17 protein-coding genes and 1 tRNA gene are annotated in these 18,711 nt (G+C 67.9%); 11 read left to right on the forward strand and 7 right to left on the reverse strand.

Features of this window, described 5'->3' with window-relative positions:
• A complete protein-coding gene (locus tag OVA31_RS14370) occupies positions 1-162 on the reverse strand; it encodes a hypothetical protein (protein ID WP_190266600.1) in 162 nt (53 codons plus the stop codon).
• 80 nt (positions 163-242) lie between these two features.
• Positions 243-1,739, reverse strand: a complete 1,497-nt coding sequence (locus OVA31_RS14375) for a threonine/serine ThrE exporter family protein (RefSeq protein ID WP_267627307.1) — start codon at positions 1,737-1,739, stop codon at positions 243-245.
• A gap of 4 nt (positions 1,740-1,743) precedes the next feature.
• Here OVA31_RS14375 and OVA31_RS14380 point away from each other — a divergent pair.
• Positions 1,744-1,818, forward strand: a tRNA-Thr gene (locus OVA31_RS14380).
• Between the two features lie 95 nt (positions 1,819-1,913).
• Here OVA31_RS14380 and OVA31_RS14385 read toward each other — a convergent pair.
• Entirely contained in the window at positions 1,914-2,756 is an 843-nt protein-coding gene (locus tag OVA31_RS14385; RefSeq protein WP_420714214.1) for a formylglycine-generating enzyme family protein, read from the reverse strand.
• Between the two features lie 145 nt (positions 2,757-2,901).
• Here OVA31_RS14385 and OVA31_RS14390 point away from each other — a divergent pair, with 145 nt between their 5' ends.
• Positions 2,902-4,458 (forward strand): carboxylesterase/lipase family protein, encoded by a 1,557-nt coding sequence (locus tag OVA31_RS14390; protein ID WP_267627308.1) that lies wholly within the window; start codon positions 2,902-2,904, stop codon positions 4,456-4,458.
• A gap of 12 nt (positions 4,459-4,470) precedes the next feature.
• Here OVA31_RS14390 and OVA31_RS14395 read toward each other — a convergent pair whose 3' ends face one another.
• A complete protein-coding gene (locus OVA31_RS14395) occupies positions 4,471-5,217 on the reverse strand; it encodes an SDR family NAD(P)-dependent oxidoreductase (RefSeq protein ID WP_267627309.1) in 747 nt (248 codons plus the stop codon).
• 224 nt (positions 5,218-5,441) lie between these two features.
• On the opposite strand from OVA31_RS14395, the gene OVA31_RS14400 reads away from it, so the two are divergent.
• The 6 genes from OVA31_RS14400 to OVA31_RS14425 all read left to right on the forward strand — a co-directional run bounded on the left by OVA31_RS14400 (position 5,442) and on the right by OVA31_RS14425 (position 10,510).
• Positions 5,442-5,717, forward strand: coding sequence for a hypothetical protein (locus OVA31_RS14400; RefSeq protein ID WP_267627310.1), 276 nt, complete (start codon positions 5,442-5,444; stop codon positions 5,715-5,717).
• A 98-nt stretch (positions 5,718-5,815) separates the two neighbouring features.
• A complete protein-coding gene (locus tag OVA31_RS14405) occupies positions 5,816-6,214 on the forward strand; it encodes a RidA family protein (RefSeq protein WP_267627311.1) in 399 nt (132 codons plus the stop codon).
• On the forward strand, positions 6,214-7,407 hold the full coding sequence (locus OVA31_RS14410) for a winged helix DNA-binding domain-containing protein (protein ID WP_267627312.1): 1,194 nt from the start codon (positions 6,214-6,216) through the stop codon (positions 7,405-7,407). Before OVA31_RS14405 ends, OVA31_RS14410 begins: the two co-directional genes overlap by 1 nt.
• Positions 7,408-7,543: 136 nt before the next feature.
• Positions 7,544-8,269 carry a response regulator transcription factor gene (locus OVA31_RS14415; RefSeq protein WP_267627313.1) on the forward strand — a complete coding sequence of 242 codons (726 nt, stop codon included), beginning with the start codon at positions 7,544-7,546 and terminating at the stop codon, positions 8,267-8,269.
• Positions 8,266-9,756 (forward strand): sensor histidine kinase, encoded by a 1,491-nt coding sequence (locus OVA31_RS14420; RefSeq protein ID WP_420714040.1) that lies wholly within the window; start codon positions 8,266-8,268, stop codon positions 9,754-9,756. The genes OVA31_RS14415 and OVA31_RS14420 overlap by 4 nt, the downstream gene beginning before the upstream one ends.
• 76 nt (positions 9,757-9,832) lie before the next feature.
• On the forward strand, positions 9,833-10,510 hold the full coding sequence (locus tag OVA31_RS14425; protein WP_267627314.1) for a DUF899 domain-containing protein: 678 nt from the start codon (positions 9,833-9,835) through the stop codon (positions 10,508-10,510).
• A 76-nt stretch (positions 10,511-10,586) separates the two neighbouring features.
• On the opposite strand, the gene OVA31_RS14430 is transcribed toward OVA31_RS14425, so the two are convergent.
• Entirely contained in the window at positions 10,587-11,426 is an 840-nt protein-coding gene (locus OVA31_RS14430) for a hypothetical protein (RefSeq protein ID WP_267627315.1), read from the reverse strand.
• Positions 11,427-11,446: 20 nt separating this feature from the next.
• On the reverse strand, positions 11,447-12,478 hold the full coding sequence (locus OVA31_RS14435; RefSeq protein ID WP_267631535.1) for a DNA adenine methylase: 1,032 nt from the start codon (positions 12,476-12,478) through the stop codon (positions 11,447-11,449).
• Between the two features lie 132 nt (positions 12,479-12,610).
• On the opposite strand from OVA31_RS14435, the gene OVA31_RS14440 reads away from it, so the two are divergent.
• Positions 12,611-13,039 (forward strand): HIT family protein, encoded by a 429-nt coding sequence (locus OVA31_RS14440; protein ID WP_267627316.1) that lies wholly within the window; start codon positions 12,611-12,613, stop codon positions 13,037-13,039.
• Between the two features lie 24 nt (positions 13,040-13,063).
• Here the strand turns inward: OVA31_RS14440 and OVA31_RS14445 are convergent, their stop codons facing one another.
• Positions 13,064-15,160: a DEAD/DEAH box helicase gene (locus OVA31_RS14445; RefSeq protein WP_267627317.1), complete on the reverse strand. Its 2,097-nt coding sequence runs from the start codon at positions 15,158-15,160 to the stop codon at positions 13,064-13,066.
• Positions 15,161-15,283: 123 nt separating this feature from the next.
• On the opposite strand from OVA31_RS14445, the gene OVA31_RS14450 reads away from it, so the two are divergent.
• Positions 15,284-16,567 (forward strand): bifunctional glycosyltransferase family 2/GtrA family protein, encoded by a 1,284-nt coding sequence (locus tag OVA31_RS14450; RefSeq protein ID WP_267627318.1) that lies wholly within the window; start codon positions 15,284-15,286, stop codon positions 16,565-16,567.
• Entirely contained in the window at positions 16,564-18,633 is a 2,070-nt protein-coding gene (locus OVA31_RS14455; protein WP_267627319.1) for a glycosyltransferase family 39 protein, read from the forward strand. Before OVA31_RS14450 ends, OVA31_RS14455 begins: the two co-directional genes overlap by 4 nt.
• Positions 18,634-18,711: the final 78 nt, after the last annotated feature.

Raw genomic sequence — 18,711 nt, forward strand, 5'->3', positions numbered from 1 at the left:
CTAGGCGTTCTCGCCCGGCGCGATCCCCAACATGGACAGGAGCATCCGGCATTCGTCGGCGTCGGTCGCGTAGGCGGCGACGACGCGGCGCGCCGAGTTGGCGGTCTCGTCGGCTACCGGCTCCAACTCGTCGTCGGGGATGTCGGTTGTCTTCGCAGGCATGAGTTCCTCTTGCTTCGCAATCGTGTGTCCAGCGGTGGCTGGCGGCGCCGCGCCTGGTGTGGTGAGCGCGACACCCGATTCTACCTGCTCGGCCGCGGTCGCTGGGGCATGACCTGGCGACGTCGGTCACCCACCGGGAAGCGTCCGTGCACCCGGTTGCGTCGGAGCATCGCCATCCAGGCCGGTCGCACAGCCAGCTGAGGTCGGCGCAGCGAGCGTGCGACGAACTCGCCGAGGGTGACCCCCGCGGCCAGTGCGCAACCGATCGCGAGTGCACTGGTGATCCAGGTGAATCCGTCGACCGTCTGTTCGTTGAGGATGCCGTACAGACCGCGATAGACCGCCAGACCCGGCAGCAGCGGCGTGATACCCGCGACCGCGACGACCAGCGGCGGGGTGAGGGCCCGGCGGGCCATCAGGCCACCGAGGAAACCGACGAGCGCGGCGGCGATACCGTTCGCGACGACTTCGCCGATCGAGGTGAACGTTGCCACCGCGACCACGGCCGCACCGATGGCGCCACCCACGAACGCCACCGGCAGAGCACGTTTCTCGGCGTAGCTCGCCAGCGCGTAGGCCAGCGCGGCGACGGCCCCGGCGAAGATGCGGGACGGGAGCTCGACGGCGGGGAACGTGGTGCCCGGGGTGATCGTCGGGAGGTAGATGCCCACATGTTCGAACAACTGGATCGCGATACCGACGCCTGCGATCAGTCCCCCGGTCATGAGCAGGAGTTCGAAGAACCGGGCAACACCGGTGATCGGCGCACCGGTGATCGCGTCCTGCACGGAGCCGACGAGCGACAGACCCGAGAGCAGCACCACGATGCCGGCCGCGATGACGAACGACGGACTCAAGTCGAAATTGAACCGCTCGGACAGACCGAAGGTGATCGCAGCAGGCACCACCGCGATCACGCCTCCGGTGAACTGCTGGAAGAACACCGGGGTGCCGATCCGGTTCAGCCGACGATTCACGAGGATCACCGCGACAGTACTGACAAAGGCGAGGAGGGCGCCCAGTAATCCGCCGCCCAGCAACACGGAGATACCGCCGGCCATCAGGCCCCACGCCGAGGTGGCGACCCAGTGCGGATAGGGGTGGGGCGCGGTGATGATCTCGTCGACCATCCGGTGCGCCGTCGACGGCGTGAGGGCCATGTCGCGGATGCGTCGCACGAGCCGGTCGATCTCGGCGAGGCGGGTGAAGTCCATCGAGCGGTAATAGACCTGCTCCATCGTCGTGATGGGCGGCAGCGTGGCGCCGCGCCGCGCACTCACCACGATGGTGTTGTACGTGACGTCCACGTCGACGTCCTCGAGGCCGTAGACGCCTGCGACGAATTCGATCTGGTGCTGGGTGTCCGTGGCGGCGGTGCCCGAGTCCAGCAGTACCGCCCCGATCTTGGTCGCCAGATCGAGAACCTCGGTGATGGCGGCGACGTCGAAGCGGTCGATCGGCTTGCGCGGCGACACCATGATGCTGCCGGGCTCGATGGTGTCGATGGTGGCCTGACGGTCACCGACGAGGTGGATGGGGTTCAGGTACCCCAACGCGCGGCCGATATACTCGCGCACGCAGGCCTCCTTAGCTCAGTGGTAGAGCACTCGCCTTGTAAGCGAGCGGTCGTCAGTTCAATCCTGACAGGGGGCTCCATCGGTTTCCTCGGCGCCGAGCCCGAAGGGAAACGCTTCCCGCGAGCGGTCTCGTTCCCGCTTGTGACGAGACTCATGTGTCGCGGATCGCCGGTGTCAGATCACGCACCGAAACCCCATGTGCGAGGTCGCGGAATCGTCGGATTGGGCCGACCTCGCGGCCGGCCGATACCGCCGGCAGTACTCCGGGGCGCAGATGTAGGAACCTCCCTTGGTGACCCGCATGACGCGCGGCGACGTCGTCGGTGCGAGGAGGTCGGGGCGGCCGTCCGCGTCGACCGATCCGTCGGCCGGCCGGACGTGACGGGGCACGTAGACGTCGGCGCAACGCTCCCAGACGTTCCCGATCATGTCGTGCAGACCGAAACCATTCGGCGGATAGCTGCCGACCGGAGAGGTGGTGCCCCAGCCGTCGTTTCGATAGGGGAACCGTCCCTTCCAGGTGTTCGCCATGTCGGAGTCCCCCGGCCGCAACTCGTCGCCCCACGGGTAGGTGTGGCAGTCGAGCCCACCGCGCGCCGCGTATTCCCACTCCGCCTCGGTGGGCAGGCGGCGTCCTGCCCACTGCGCGTACGTCGTGGCGTCCCGATAGGCGATGTGCACCACCGGGTGATCGGGCCGATCGTCGACCGACGAGGCATCGCCGTCCGGCATACGCCACGACGCCCCCGGGTGCCATCGCCACCACTGCCGCCAGTCGCGTAGGTCCACCGGGTCCGAGGTCGGTGTGAAGGCCAGGGAGCCGGGTACCAGTTCGGCGGGATCGGCTCCCGGGAAATCTGCGGGATCGATGGGCTCCTCGGCGACCGTGACGTAACCGGTCGCGTCGACGAACTCCGCGTACTGCGCATTCGTGACCGGGTGGGTCTCGATCGCGAACGGCGCGACGACACGGTCGTGCTGTGGGCGTTCCTCGGGGTAGTCGTGGTCGGAGCCCATCCGGAACGCACCGCCGGGCAGCGGGATCACATCGGTGAGCGGCACACTCCCGACAATAGGGTGTCGCTCGGATGTCCGGCGGTCTCGTGGGCAGTGTTCTGCGCAGTCCCGGCACAGCGCGTCGGTGATGGGACACCATGGACGGATGCCGACAGATGAGAGGCCGGTCGTCCTCACCGGCCACGGACCGGTCCGCGGGACCGCGGGGCCGGGGGTCGATGTCTGGAAGGGCATCCGGTACGCGGCCGCGCCGGTCGGTGAACTCCGATGGCGTCGTGCGCGTCCGCCGCAGCCGCACGACGACGTCGTCGATGCGGACGCGTTCGGAGCCGTCTGCCCGCAGGAGCGGAATCCGGCGATCCTGCTCCGCAAGGACGTTCGGATGGACGAGGACTGTCTGTTCCTCGACGTCTGGTCGCCGAGCGGTGCAGCAGCCGACGCCGCCCGGTTCCCGGTGATGGTCTGGCTGCACGGGGGTGCGTATGTGTTCGGGAGTGGCAGTCAGGCGCTCTACGACGCAACCGACCTCGTATCGGGCGGTGACGTGGTGGTGGTCACCCTCAACTACCGGATCGGTGCGCTCGGCTTCGCCGACCTCACCTCGCTCAACCATCCCGACGACGATCCGCGCTTCGAGTCGAATGCCGCGCTCAGCGATGTCCTGCTCGCGCTGGGCTGGGTCCGCGACAACATCGCGGGCTTCGGCGGTGATCCCGACAACGTCACCGTCTTCGGCGAGTCGGCAGGTGCGGGCCTTGTCACCACGCTGCTGACCATGGCGGCCGCCGACGGTCTGTTCCACAAGGCGATCGCGGAGAGTTCGCCGGCCACCTCTATGTACGACCACGAGCGTTCGGCAGGAATCGCACAGCGATTTCTCGATGCGATCGGCATCGGCCCGGAGGACGCCACCGAACTCGACACCGTCGGCGTCGACCGCATCACGTCGGCCACCATGGCTGCCTTCACCGCGGTTCCCCTCGACAACCCCGGCACCATCGCGTTCGCGCCGGTCATCGACGGCGATCTGCTGCCGCGTCACCCGATGGACGTGTTCCGGGCGGGTGAGTCCTTGTCCGTTCCCCTGCTGATCGGCACCAACAAGGACGAGGCGTCCGCGTTCAAGTGGATGAAGTCACCGTTGATGCCGATCAAGCCCTCCGACATCGAGCGCATGTTCGCGGCGATGATGGCCGAGTATCCGGACGTGGCGTTGCCGGAACGCGCACAGATCACCTCGGCCTACTCCGGGATGCGCCCCAAGGTCGCCGGGCTCGGGGTCGCGCGCGACATCGCCTTCCGGATGCCAACCCTCTGGCTCGCCGAGTCGCACAGCCGTCACGCACCGGTGTTCCTCTACCGCTTCGACTGGGCCACCCGGATGCTGCGGGCGCTCCGGGTCGGGGCGACTCATGCGACCGAACTGCCCTATGTGTGGGGCAACCTGGTGGCGGGCCCCGCCGACATCACGTTCAAACTCGGCGGTCGCAAGACCGGGGAGGAGATCTCGGCGCGCATGCAGAGCCGATGGACGTCATTCGCCCATCGCGGCGACCCGGGTACCGGCGTGGAGCCTGCCTGGCCCGCGTTCGACGAACACACCCGGTCCACACTCGTCATCGACGAGACCGACCGCGTCGTCGACGACCTCGATGCCGAGATCCGCCGCGCCTGGGGTGACGAGGTGCTCAGCTTTCGCTAGACCGGTCGGTGCTCAGACCGCCGTTCGCCCGCCGTCGACGGGCACCACGGCGCCATGGATGAGGGCCGCTGCCGGACCGGCCAGATAGCAGATGGTCTCGGCGATGTCGTCGGGCGCGGCCACCCGGCGGGCCGGGGCGGTGCGCGCGAGTTTCTCGAGTCCGGCTTCACCCCAGACCTCGACGGTTCCCTCGGTGAGGGTGGGACCGGGTGCGACCGCGTTGACCCGTACGCCGCGGGGGCCGAACTCGGCCGCCCACGACTTGGTCAACAGGTTGAGCGCGGCCTTGCTGGACCCGTAGACCGCGGCACCGGCGCTCCCGAAGGACGCGACCATGGTGCTCACGTTGACGATGACACCGTCTCCGCGCTCGGCCATCGCCGGCGCAAGGGCGCCGACCAGGTAGAACGGCGCTTTGACGTTGGTGGCGAAGCACGCGTCGAACACGTTCTCGGTGATGGACGTCGTGGGTCCCAGGGGTCCGACGGCAGCGTTGTTGATCAGGATGTCCACTCGGCCCGCGGTCGCGATCGCCTCGTCCGCGAGGGCTTGGCAGGAGGCCGCCGCCGCGAGGTCGGCGGCCACGAAGTCGGCGGTCCCGCCGTCGTCGCGGATCGCGTCGACCACCGACCGGCCCCGGTCGACGTCTCGGCCGGTCACCACGACGTGCGCGCCGCGCGCCGCGAGCAACGTCGCCGTCGCGCGTCCGATCCCGCTCGTCGCCCCGGTGACGAGCGCCACCCGACCCTGAAATGTCATGTGTCTCACCGTATAGGTGAGACGAGGTCGGCGGGACCGGCAAGCCCGATGGCAGTTGTCGAATCGACGATGTGCGTTCGTGGGGTCGGTTCCATCGGTTCTGGGCGTCCGATGTGTGAATTGACCATGTCGGCGCGTGCCAACCGTCGCCGACCGCATACATTGGAGCACTGCAGACATTCATCACGACTTCCGCGTGGTGCGGGGGAAAGGCGGTCGACGACATGGACCGGATTATCAACAAGGGGTCACGGCGGCGTTCGGGACGCGTCACACGTCGGGTCATCGGCGCGGGCATCGCCGGAGCGGCGATGGCCGGCGCGCTCGCGTTTGCCGCGGCGCCTGCAAACGCAGCACCGCTGCCGAAGGTCGAGCCGACGGTCGAGAACGCCGCGCCGACCCTCGACAACATCAAGCTGGGGATCGACCGTGCGGTCGCCACCAATCCGGAGCTGGGCCCGGCAGGCGATCTGGCGCTGTCCCTCTTCCCCAAGTACTGACCACCGATCCAGACGGTTGACATCGAGCCCTGCCGGACACGTCCGGCGGGGCTCGATCGTCTCTCGGGGCCGTCGGACCGCCGACGTAGGATCGGCCCATGTCGCGAGTTCGCCTGAACGGTTCGTCCGCTCTGCACGACGGGGGTTTCGCCTACAGCGCGACCGTCGCACCCGGTCCGCTGCTGTTCACCGCAGGAATCAGCCCACTCACCACCGACGGTGCCGTGGACGCCCCGGGTGATGTGGTCGGTCAGACGCGGACGTGCCTGCAGAACCTGGCGGTGATCCTGACCGAGCAGGGCGCGTCGATGTCGGACGTCGCCAAGTTGACCATCTACGTCGCGGAGCAGTTGCAGGCCGATCTCACGGTCGCCTGGGACGCGGTCGTCGCACAGTTCGGTGACGCCGTTCCACCGGCGATGATGTTGGGCGTCACCGTCCTGCCCTACGACGAACAGGTGGTCGAGATCGAAGCGATCGCCGCACTGCCCGCCTGATGGGCGCTCGGCCCGCGATCAGTGACGCGCAACGGCGTGCACGGCTGGTCCGCCGACATCGTCTCGGCGCCGGCGTGCACGCGTCATCAGTGACCGAACTCGCGGACTCTCTTGTCGGCTATCACGCGACCACCCCCTCGACCGTGTACCTCTCGGCGAGGGCCCGTATCGCGGGATTCCTGCCGGAGCAGATGGACGCCGCGCTGTATCGGGACCGCAGCCTGGTCAAACAGCTCGCGATGCGCCGCACTCTGTTCGTGTTCACCCGTCCGGTCCTCGCGGACGCGGTCGGGGCGGTGGGTCCGCGGGTCACGGCCTCGGAGCGCACCAACATGCTGCGCGATCTCCGGCGCAGCCCCGGCTTCGACGACCCGGACAGATGGATCGACACCGCACGCGCCGCCGTTCGCGACGATCTCGCCGACGGCTCGCTGCGCACCTCCACTCAGCTCCGCGAACGACTACCTGCCCTCGACGGTTACGTGGTCCACGGTGTCGGCACCAAGTGGGAGGCGCGAGCCCCGATGGGGCCGAGGGTGCTCAACATGATGAGCGCGGCCGGCGACATCGTGCGCGGGCCGAATTCCGCCGGCTGGCATCTTTCGAGGCCGTCGTGGTCATCGATGAGCACGTGGCTCGGGGAGCAACTGCCCGTGGTGTCGGTCGATGACGGGCACCGCGCGATGATCGAACGCTGGCTGCGTTCGTTCGGGCCGGGCACCGAGACCGACCTCGTCTGGTGGCTGGGCTCGACGAAGCGCGCGGTGCGAACAGCTTTGGCCGGACTCGACGTCGTCGAGGTCGACCTCGACGACGGGAACATCGGGTACGTCCTCGCCGACGACGTGCCCGGCGAGGGAGCCGTCGACGACCCGGCTGAACCCGCGGCATTTCTCCTCCCCGAACTCGACCCGACCACGATGGGCTGGAAGCAGCGCGACTTCTATCTGGGGCCGCATGTCGGGCACGTCTTCGACAGCAACGGCAACGGCGGGCAGACCGCGTGGTGGGACGGCCGGATCGTCGGCGGGTGGCGACAGCACAAGGACGGTGGCCGGATCGAGGTGCATCCGCTGGAGAAGCTGCCGCGCGCCGCGACCCGCGCGCTGGCCGCGGAGGCAGAGCGGTTCGGTGAGTGGCTCGGCGACGTCCGGCCCTCGCCCGGGTATCCGGCACCGTTCATGCGACGCTGATCGCCGAGGGCAACCTGTTTCGCGTCGAGAGCAACCTGTTTCCCGTCGAGAGCAACCATCGCCGCAGGTCGGCATTCACAGAAATCTCCCAGCAATGATCCAGACTCATGGCAGCCTGGTGGGAGAAGGTGATGCCATGAGCGAAGCTGTGAAGGGTCAGGGCGCCGGTCAGGGCGCCAAGGTGCTCGTCGTCGACGACGAGGAGAACATCCGCGAGCTGCTGTCGGTCTCCCTCAAGTTCCAGGGCTACGAGGTCTCGACCGCAGAGAACGGTCCCGCGGCGATCGACCGCTGCCGCACCTTCAAGCCCGACGTGCTGATCCTCGACGTCATGATGCCCGGCATGGACGGCTTCGGCCTGCTCCGTCGTCTCCGTGCCGACGGCGTCGCCGCCCCGGCGCTCTTCCTCTCGGCGCGCGACTCGATCGAGGACAAGATCAACGGGCTCACCATCGGCGGCGACGACTACGTCACCAAGCCGTTCTCCCTCGAAGAGGTCGTCGCGCGTCTGCAGGTCCTGTTGCGACGCAGCGGATTCGACGAGCAGGCCAAGGAATCGGCGCGGATCGCCTTCGCCGACATCGAGCTCGACGACGAAACCCACGAGGTGTGGAAGGCAGGCGAACTCGTGTCGCTCTCGCCGACCGAGTTCACCTTGCTCCGGTATTTCATGGTGAACGCGGGCACGGTGCTGTCCAAGCCACGCATCCTCGACCACGTGTGGAACTACGATTTCGGCGGCGAGGTCAATGTGGTCGAATCGTATGTGTCCTACCTGCGACGCAAACTCGACACCGGCGACAAGCGGCTCATCCACACCCTGCGCGGCGTGGGCTACGTGATGCGCGAGCCTCGCGGGTGACCAGTCCGCCCACCACCGCACCTCCCGACCGTCGGCCTGCGCCGTCGGCGCCCGACACAGGTCGCACGCCGAAGCGGGGTATACCCCTGCGGTTGTCCCTGGTCGGGTTGACACTGGTGCTGGTCGTGCTGGGTCTGCTCGCGTCGGGCCTGGCGGTGACCTCGGCGATGAAGCAGGATCTGCTCTCCCGCACCGACGACGGGCTCACGAATGCCGTCCAGACGTGGGCGCGCCCGCGTGACCCGGCGAGCGCCCCGATGCAGGGGATGCCACCGGGGCCGCGACGCCCACCGTCGCAGTACTACTCGATGATCACCATCGGCAGCGGCGACACGATCATCAACAACGACTTCTCCGACGAGCCCGACCTCGACGGCCTGCCGTCGGGGAACACCGGGCCGACCACGGTGGGCTCGGCCGACGGCGACGGCCCCGACTGGCGAGTGGTCAAGGCGTCCACTCCGTACGGCGAATCCGTCGTCGCGACGCCGCTCGGAGACGTGCACGCCACCCTGTCGCGCCTGATGTGGTTGCAGCTCGCGATCGGCGCCATCGTCGTCGTGGCCATCGGGGTGCTGAGCTATCTGCTGGTGCGGTCGAGTCTGCGGCCGCTGCGTCGGGTCGAGGAGACCGCTCACGCGATCGCGGCAGGCAACCTGAACATGCGGGTGCCGCCCGCGCCGCCCAACACCGAGGTCGGGAGTCTGTCCGGTTCGCTGAACGCGATGCTCGGTCAGATCCAGCGAGCCTTCGCGCGGACCGCGGCGTCCGAGCAGCAGGCACGCGCCTCCGAGGAGAAGATGCGGCGGTTCATCGCCGACGCCAGCCACGAGCTGCGTACTCCGCTCACCTCGATCAAGGGGTTCGCCGAGTTGTACAAGCAGGGCGGTGTCCCCGACGCGACCGACGCGATGGGACGCATCGACGCGGAGGCCGGCCGGATGGGCCTGCTCGTCGAGGACCTGCTCATGCTCGCCCGCCTCGACGCGCACCGGCCGATCGCTCATCAGCCGGTCGACCTGCTGACCCTGGCCGCTGATGCGGTGCACAGCGCGAAAGCTGCTGCGCCGCAACGTGCGATCCGGATCGAGGTCGGGGACGCGGCGGAACCGCCGGTGGTCTCGGGTGACTCGCCGCGTCTGCTGCAGGTGCTGCGGAATCTGATCAACAACGCGATCGCCCACACCCCTGCCAAGGCGTCGATCACCGTCGGCGTCGGGGTCGACCAGACGAACGGGCGCGACGACGTGCTGCTCAGCGTCACCGACACTGGGCAGGGGCTCACTCCCGAGGAGGCGTCACACGTCTTCGAGCGCTTCTATCGCGGCGACGCGTCTCGTCATCGGAGCGATGGCGGTGGCGGTAGCGGCCTGGGGCTGTCCATCGTGGCGGCACTGGTCGACGCCCATCAGGGCACGGTCGGTGTGGACTCGACGCCGGGGGAGGGTTCGACCTTCTGGGTACGGCTGCCGCGACTGGCAGGCTGATCGACAACCGCGCCGGAACCGATGATTACCCGGTGCCCGCGCGGTCAGTATGAGGAGAGGACGAAAGGAACTCCCCATGTCTGATGCCCTGCCACCCGTTGTCGATGATCGAACGTGGCGCGACGCGCTGTCGGATCTGCGAATCCGGGAGAAGGCCGCGACCCGCGAACTCGACGCCATCGCCGCGCAGCGACGCCGACTGCCCATGGTCGAGATGCCCGACTACACGCTGATCGGGCCGGACGGACCGATCCGGCTGGTCGACATCTTCGCCGGCCGGTCCCAGCTCATCGTCTACAACCACATGTGGTCGAACGGCGCCGAGTTTCAATGCGGTGGTTGTACGAGCTTCACGGCGCAGTTCACCCGGCTCGACTTCCTGGACAACTACGACGCCCGATTCGTGATCGTCACCAACGGGCCGATCGACGAGGCGCTGGCGTACAAGGCGAGAGTCGGCAACGCGATGGAGTGGTACTCGTCGGCCGAGAGTACGTTCGGCGCCGACGTCGACGCGGCCCCCGGTGAGGGGTTCGGCGTCAATGTGTTCCTCCGCGACGGCGACACCGTCTACCGCACGTGGCACACGTCGGGCCGTGGGGTGGAACAGCTCTCTCACACGTTCCCGTTGATCGACACCTTGCCGCGAGGTCGTCGCGAGGAATGGCAGGACATGCCCGACGGTTGGCCGAGGACACCGACCTACTCGGGCTGGCTCGACTCACCCGACTTCGCGCGGCTCTACGGCGAGTGACCTCGCAGCCGCGACGGTTTCCGACATCCGCGACCCCGAAAACCCGTCGCGGATGTCGGGAACCGTCGCGGCTGCGTCAGATCAGGCGGCGTAGCGCTGCGAACTCGCGGACGTCGTCGCGGAAGTGATCGAGGCTGACCAGCGTGTACATCCCGTCGATCTGACGATCCGCCCACAACTGATGGATACGACGGAGATCGGATTGGCGTGACTTCCAGCCGATGCCGTCGATCACCGCGAGTACGAGTTGTTTCGGCAGACGCACCTCGGCCATCTCCTCGATCTCGCGGACGGCATCGGTGAGTTTGCTGCCCGTCGAATCGAAACCCTTTGCCGCGACGACGATGTCGGCTGTCTCGGGGTCGCCGATGATCAGATCCGCCGGCGCGGTGCGGCCGTTGCGACCGGTGAACCGGGAACGGGTGACGTAGTCGAGGCCGAGATCGTGTGCGATGGCCTCGATCTCGTCCTCGATGTGGCGCCCCGACGCCCCCGCCCGGGTTGCGGTCACCCGACTGCCGGCGCGTGCCACCAGGATGTCGGCGAAGGTGTAAGTGCGTTCCAGCTGGGTCCGGAGCATGCGCACGAGGTCGAATTCGGTGTCCAGCCACGTGATCAGATCGACCGGCTGGGAGCGCGCGACGCCGTGCCAGCCCGTGGTGCCGAAGCGGTCCCGCAGTACATTCTTCAACTTCTCCTGCGAGAGCCCGACCGCCAGACCGAGCACCGGGACGTCGGCGGGGTGGTCACGCACCCAGGCGGCCAGGCCCGCGACGTCGGTGTCGAGCATGTCGCCCAGAGTGCCGGTGGCCTGGATGATGCGTTCGGCCTCCGGTGTCGACGCGGTCGGATCGACGTGAGAGGTCAACCGGCCCAGCGTCTTCAGATAGTCGTCGAATGATCCCGCGTCACTCATCGTGCTGAGGGCATCTGTCTTCAGTCCCGCCCGATGAACAGGTACTCGCTCACGTCGCGCCGGGTCGCGGCGACGTGGGTGCCGAAGCTGTACTTGTGATCGATGGCCACCACCTCCACCGACGGCTTGACCTTGCCGAGCAGGTCGACGATCCGGTCGGCGCCGGGCAGCGCATTGGACGAATACGACAACACGATCGCCCCCGCCGCCTCGAAGTGCTCGAACGTCCGGACCAGTGCGTCCTCGATGCTGTGCTTGTAAGCGAACGGCGTGTAGCGCTTGGTCAGCTTCTTGGTCTTGGTGTGTTCCATGATCGTCATACCGCGCCAGTATGCGCTGAGCCCCTCGAGGAAGTGATACCGCTTGATGTAGTCGTTGTCGTCGGTGGGCGGCGCGTAGGGCGGGTCGAGGTAGACGAGATCGGGAGCCGTACCAAGGCCGGAGATGTCGAGATCGAAGATGTCGCCGGTGACGCTGCGGTTCGACTGCCCGTTGCTGAACACGGTGGAGTTGTACTCGTCCACCGCGCGCAGCCGGAAGTGGTCGCGCAACGACATCCGTAGGTCACGGCGTCCGTCGGCATAGCGGGACGAGTCGGTGAAGGTGAACACCCCGCGTGGCTGCTTGCGCGCGGCCGACAACACGAGCGCGGAGATGGCGAGGTCGCGCCGATATCCGCGCAGCCGGTCGATGTGCGACCACGCCGAGTCGAGAAAGGCGCGGTCCTCGGCGGAGAAGTAGAGACCGTCGAAGGTGGTCTGGATGAAGTCCCGGTCGTCGGCGGGCGGTCCGCAGATCTCCTCGACGAGGTCGGGTTCGAGGTGCACGCTCGAGTTGGCGACCGTCGCCCTGGTGATGATGTGCGGGAAGTTCAGGAAATCGTTGCTGATGACCTGGAAACCCTGTCGCTTGAGGAGGTACGACACCACGCCCGACCCGGAGAAGGCATCGACCGCCGTCGTACCGCCGATCTCGGCGAAGGTCCGTTCGAGGTGGGGAAGGAGCCGGTATTTGGAACCCATGTACCGCAACCGCGGAAACCGCTGGGCCATCGCGACGACATCCGTCGACACGACGGTCCGGGTGAACTCTGGGCGACTCACACGAAAAGAATGTCATGGACCCCCGACAGCCACCGCGACAACACGTCGGGCCGTGACATGTGAGCACCTACACTGACTGCCATGGCATCGGTCTTCAGCATGATCATCAACGGAGAACTGCCCGGACGGTTCGTGTGGCAGGACGGTCAGGCCGTCGCATTCCTCACCATCAACCCGGTGACCCCGGGGCACGTGCTGGTCGTGCCCCGCAAGGAGGTCGACCACTGGGAGCAGATGGACACCGCGTCCTACGCGCACCTCGCCGATGTCTCGCAGAAGATCGGTCGCGCGGTCAAGCAGGCATTCGGGGTGTCGCGGGTCGGCACGATGATCGCCGGGCTCGAAGTACCGCATGTGCACGTGCACGTCTTCCCGCTCGAGAGCATGGACGCCTTCGACCTCGGTAACGCGCAGAAGGATCCCGACCCGGCCGAACTCGACGCCGCCGCCGAGAAGATCCGCACGGCCCTGCGTGACACGGGCTACGGCGAGTACGTCGCCGACGCCTGAGTCCCGCGATGTTACGCCATCGGGCTACACCGTCCGGTGGATGAGCAGCGGGAGGACGGTGTCGGCGCCCGTCTCGCGCAGCGCCGCTGCGGCGAGGGTGATCGGCCACCCCGACGACGTCTCGTCGACGACCAGTAACACGTTCTGGCCTGCGACGTCGGGCATCTCGCCGAGATGATCACGCCAGTACACGGCCTCGGTGGCTCCGGTCGCATCGCGTCCGGCGCCGTCTCCGGGCCTCACCGGGACGGTCAGGCGAGGGCGTCGCCCGACCTCGCAGAGGTGATCGGCGACCTTGTCGGCGAGCACGGTCCCGGTCAGCCGCAGGGACGCGATGACGTCCGGCCGGATACCGCCCTCGCGCACCCACGACGACAACGTCGCCACGGCGGCATCACCGAGATCTGCCAGCGCCTGCCCGTCACCGCGCCGTGCGGCGGCGAGCAGATCGGTCCATTCCGGGGCGTCGGCGTGCGCCAGAACGCGTCCCGGCTCGGCCGCAAGACCGGCGGGAATCCGGCCGCGGGTCCCGAATACGCCGCCCGGCCACATCTTTCGCGGTTCCAGAGCCAGCGCCGATCGGCGGAGCGACCCGGTGATCGTGCGGACGAGTTCCGGTGACACCTCCGACGACAACGGCTCGGTGAGCTTGCCGCGACACACCGAGCAGCGACCACACGGTTCTGCGGCCGGATCGTCGAGCGACGACGTCAAAAGCTGCATGAGGCATTCGCGGCCCGCCACGTAGGCGCGCATGATGTCCGCCTCGCGGCGCCGGACGGCCAACACCCCGTCGTAGTGCTCCTGGTCGTAGGTCCAGGGCTTGCCGGTCGACTCCCAGCCGTCCGGGCCGCGTTCGGTCGCGCCGTCGACGGCGAGCTGCTTCAACATCAATTCGACCCGGCCCCTGCGGAATCCGGTCGACGACTCCAGCTGTGGTACCGACATCGGGCCGTCGGCGCCGCCGAGTGTGTCGAGCAGAACCTGCATCCGATCCGGGTCCGGGATGGTCGCGGTGGCGAAATGATCCCAGATCGCGTCGTCGGCGCGCGAGGCCAGCAGCATCACCACCGCGTCGTCGAGCGCGCGGCCGGCACGACCGACCTGCTGGTAATACGAGACCGGTGACGGCGGAGAACCGACGTGCACCACGAATCCGAGATCCGGTTTGTCGTAACCCATGCCCAGTGCCGACGTCGCCACCAGGGCCTTGACCTCGTTGCGCAGCAAGGCGTCCTCGAGCCGATGACGACTGTCGCCGTCCAGCTGCCCGGTGTAGGCGGCGATCGGATAGTCGGCGCCGTGTACTGAACGAATCGCATCCACCAGCCGATCGGCGTCCGCGACCGTGAGCACGTAGACGATGCCGGACCCGGGCAGACTCGGCAGGTATTGCGCCACCCAGCCGTACCGGTCGATCGGTGACAGTCCGTCGATCACGTTGAGGTGAAGTGATTTCCGCGCCAACGAACCGCGCAGCACGAGGGTGTCGTCACCCAACTGGGCCGCGACGTCCTCGGTCACCCGCGCATTCGCGGTCGCGGTGGTCGCGAGCACCGGCGTCTGCGGATTCAGCGTCTGCAACACGTCGGACACCCGGCGATAGTCGGGCCGGAAGTCGTGCCCCCAGTCCGAGATCGCATGTGCCTCGTCGATGACCAGCAGGCCCAGCTGACCGGCCAGGGCGTCCAGTACGCGGCGCCCGAAACCGGGATTGGCCAGCCGCTCCGGCGAGACGAGCAGGACGTCGAGCTCGCCCGACCGGAGCTCACCCTCGATCGCCGACCACGCGTCGAAGTTCGACGAGTTCAACGTCGCCGCCCGCAGCCCGGCTCGCTCGGCCGCGCTGACCTGATCGCGCATCAACGACAGCAGCGGCGACACGATCAGGGTCGGCCCGCCGCCGCCTTCTCGGCGGATCGCCGTCGCCGACCAGTAGACCGCCGACTTCCCCCATCCGGTTGCCTGCACCACCAGCACTCGCGCAGCCGGTGCCATCAGCGCCGACACCGCGGTCAGCTGATCCGCACGCAGGTGCGCGCCCGGACCTGCCAGGCTTTCGATCACCCTGTCGGCGGCTCGCTGCTGGTCGGGTGACAAGGTCGCGGTCTCGGAGGACATGACGCCAACCTATCGGGCGGCGGTGACAGGGGCACACCGTTGTCCACGGGGCACGAAACCGCTCACAGGAACCTGACAGCGTCGACGCAGAGTGGGTGAAGTTTGACACCCGATTCTTGGACCATGACAACAGACGCCCTCCCGATGGCCGCCTCGCCGTCGACGATCGTCGCCGACAGTTCGACGCCGGCGCCCGTCCTCGACATCGTCGTGCCGGTCTACAACGAACAGGCCGACATCGCCGGATCGGTCCGACGCCTGCGCGATCATCTGCGCACCCACGTGCCGTACCCATCGCGCATCACCGTCGCCGACAACGCCAGCACCGACGCCACGCTCGCGATCGCCGCGCAGCTCGCAGGCGAGATCGACGGACTCCGCGTGGTCCATCTGGACGAGAAAGGCCGCGGCCGTGCCCTCAACGCGGTGTGGCGGGCCAGTGACGCCGAGATCGTCGCCTACTGCGACGTCGACCTGTCCACCGATCTCAACGCACTGATGCCGCTGATCGCACCGCTCATCTCCGGGCACTCCGACATCGCCATCGGGACGCGTCTGTCGCGCTCGTCGCGGGTCGTCCGGGGTCCCAAGCGCGAGTTCATCTCGCGTTCCTACAACCTGATCCTGCGGACCACGATGCGTGCGAAGTTCTCCGACGCGCAGTGCGGGTTCAAGGCGATGCGCACCGACATCGCCCGGCAGGTGCTCCCGTACGTCGAGGACACCGGCTGGTTCTTCGACACCGAGCTCCTGGTGCTCGCCGAGCGGATCGGGCTGCGGATCGCCGAGGTCCCGGTCGACTGGGTCGACGATCCGAACAGCACGGTCGACATCGTGTCGACCGCCGTCGCGGACCTGAAGGGGTGCGCCCGCGTCGGGTACGCGCTCACCACCGGACGGTTGCCGATCGCCGAGCTGCGCGACACGATCGGACGGGACCGGGCTCCCGGTCCGCAGCTCGAGGGTGTGCCGTTCGGCCTGGTCGGCCAGCTGGCCCGGTTCTGTGTCATCGGCGTTGCGTCGACCATTGCCTACGCGGTGCTCTACCTGTTGCTGCACTCGTTCCTGGGTGCGCAGGTGTCCAACTTCGTCGCGCTGGCGATCACCGCGGTGCTCAACACCGCGGCGAACCGTCGCTTCAGCTTCGGCATCCAGGGTCGCGAGGGCGCCGTCCGGCACCAGTTGTTCGGACTCGGGGTCTTCGTGTTCGGCTGGCTGGTCACGTCGGGAGCCCTGGTCGCGCTCCACGCCTTCGCCCCCGATTCCACCAAGCATCTGGAACTGGTGGTGCTCGTGGTCGCCAACCTGGTCGCGACGATGACCCGCTTCGTCGGGCTACGGTGGGTCTTCCGCGGACACCTGGCCGCAGCGAACCCCACACCGATCGCCGAAGGGGCAGCCGAATGAGCACCGTCGTCGACAGTCCCGCATCCGCCCCCGTTCCGCCCGACGCTCCCGCGTCCGGGCGGAACGCCCATGTGTGGCAACGTGTCTCGCTTGCGCTCCTACTGGTCGGCACCGGTGTGCTCTACATCGTGAACCTGTCGGCCAACGGTTGGGCCAACTCGTTCTACTCGGCTGCCATCCAGGCCGGATCCGAGTCATGGAAGGCCTGGTTCTTCGGGTCGTCGGACATGGCCAATTCCATCACCGTCGACAAACCTCCGGCCGCACTGTGGATTCCGGGGATCTCGGTGCGGATCTTCGGACTCAACTCGTGGTCGATCCTGATCCCCGAGGCCCTGATGGGGGTCGCGTCGGTCGCGCTGCTCTACGTCATCACCAAGAAGTACTTCGGGCACTGGGCGGGCATCCTGGCCGGTGCGGCTCTCGCGGTCACGCCTGTCGCGGCACTCATGTTCCGGTTCGACAACCCGGAAGCGCTGCTGATCCTGCTGATGGTCGCGGCCGTGTGGGCCACGCTCAAGGCAGTCGAGGACGGTCGTCTCCGGTGGATGATCCTGACCGGGGTGTTCGTCGGATTCGGATTCCTCACCAAGCAGTTGCAGGTGATGCTGATCGTGCCGCCATTGGCGATCACGTATCTCGCGTTCGGGCAGCACTCCTGGGTGAAGCGTCTCGGTCATCTCTTCGCGGCGCTGGGTGCATTGATCGCCAGTGCCGGGTGGTGGATTCTCACCGTCGAACTATGGCCGGCGTCGTCGCGGCCGTGGATCGGTGGTTCGCAGAACAACTCGATTCTCGAACTCACCCTCGGCTACAACGGTTTCGGGCGCCTCAACGGCAATGAGACCGGCAGCGTCGTCCCCGGTGGTGGCCGCGCGGGTGGCGGTCCCGGCGGCGGCAGCATGTGGGGCGAGACGGGCTGGCTCCGGATGTTCCAGCCGGCCCAGGGTGGACAGATCGCCTGGCTGATCCCTACCGGGCTGGTGCTGGCCATCGCCGCCCTGGTCATCATCGGCAAGGCCCGCCGCACCGATCTGCGGCGCGCATATCTCGCGGTGTGGGGACTGTGGCTGCTGGTCACCATGGCGGTGTTCAGCTTCATGGCGGGGATCTTCCACAGCTACTACACCGCTGCCCTGGCACCGGCTGTCGCCGCGGTGGTCGCCGGTGGCGCGGCGGTCTGCTGGTCGGCCCGTGACCGGCTCTGGGTGCGCATTGTGCTCGCCGCCGCGGTCTGGATCGCGGCGATCTGGGGCTTCGCGCTTCTGAATCGGTCGCCCGACTTCGTGCCGTGGCTGCGCTGGATGGTGCTGATCGTCGGCGTCGTCGGGGGTGCTGCCATGCTCGTCGCGCACCGTGCCTACCTGTCGGCGCTGGCACTGGCCACCGCCCTCGCCGCGGCACTCGCCGGTCCCGTCGCTTACACGATCGACACCGTGTCGACGGCGAAAGAGGGATCGATCATCTCGGCCGGCCCGCGCGTCAGCGGTGAGTTCGGTCCTGGTGGTGGACCAGGCGGTCATCATCGGTGGGGTGCGATGCGGGCCGGCGCAGGCGGGGCGCCGGGCATGATGCCCGGTGGCGCAGCCAACGGACCCGGTGGGATGCCGGCAGGCGGCGGAATGGGTATGCCGGGCGGCCTGGCCGGCCCCGGTGGCATGCCCGCCGAGGGCGGACCCGGAGGGATGGGCGGCCCCGGTGGCCTGCTGAACGGATCGAAGCCGAGCGAGGAACTCGTCGCGATGCTGCGGACCGACGCCGACCAGTTCACCTGGGTGGCCGCGGCGGTCGGCTCGAATGAGGCGTCGGGCTATCAGCTCGAGTCCGGTCACTCGGTGATGCCGATCGGCGGGTTCAACGGCACGGACCCGTCGCCGACCCTGGACCAGTTCCAGAAGCTGTTGGCAGAGAAGAAGATCCACTACTTCATCGGGGGTGGGCGCGGTTTCGGCAGCTCGGACACGACGCAACCGTCCGCCCAGATCGCCGCGTGGGTGCAGGAGAACTACACCGCGACGACGGTCGACGGCACCACGGTCTACGACCTGACCGCGACGACCGACTGATCCAGTCCGGACGGCACCGCCGAGAGACCTCACTCGTCGTCGGAGACCTCTGCCCCGCAGTAGGTCTCCGACGGAGGG

Source organism: Gordonia sp. SL306, from assembly GCF_026625785.1.
Taxonomy (GTDB): domain Bacteria; phylum Actinomycetota; class Actinomycetes; order Mycobacteriales; family Mycobacteriaceae; genus Gordonia.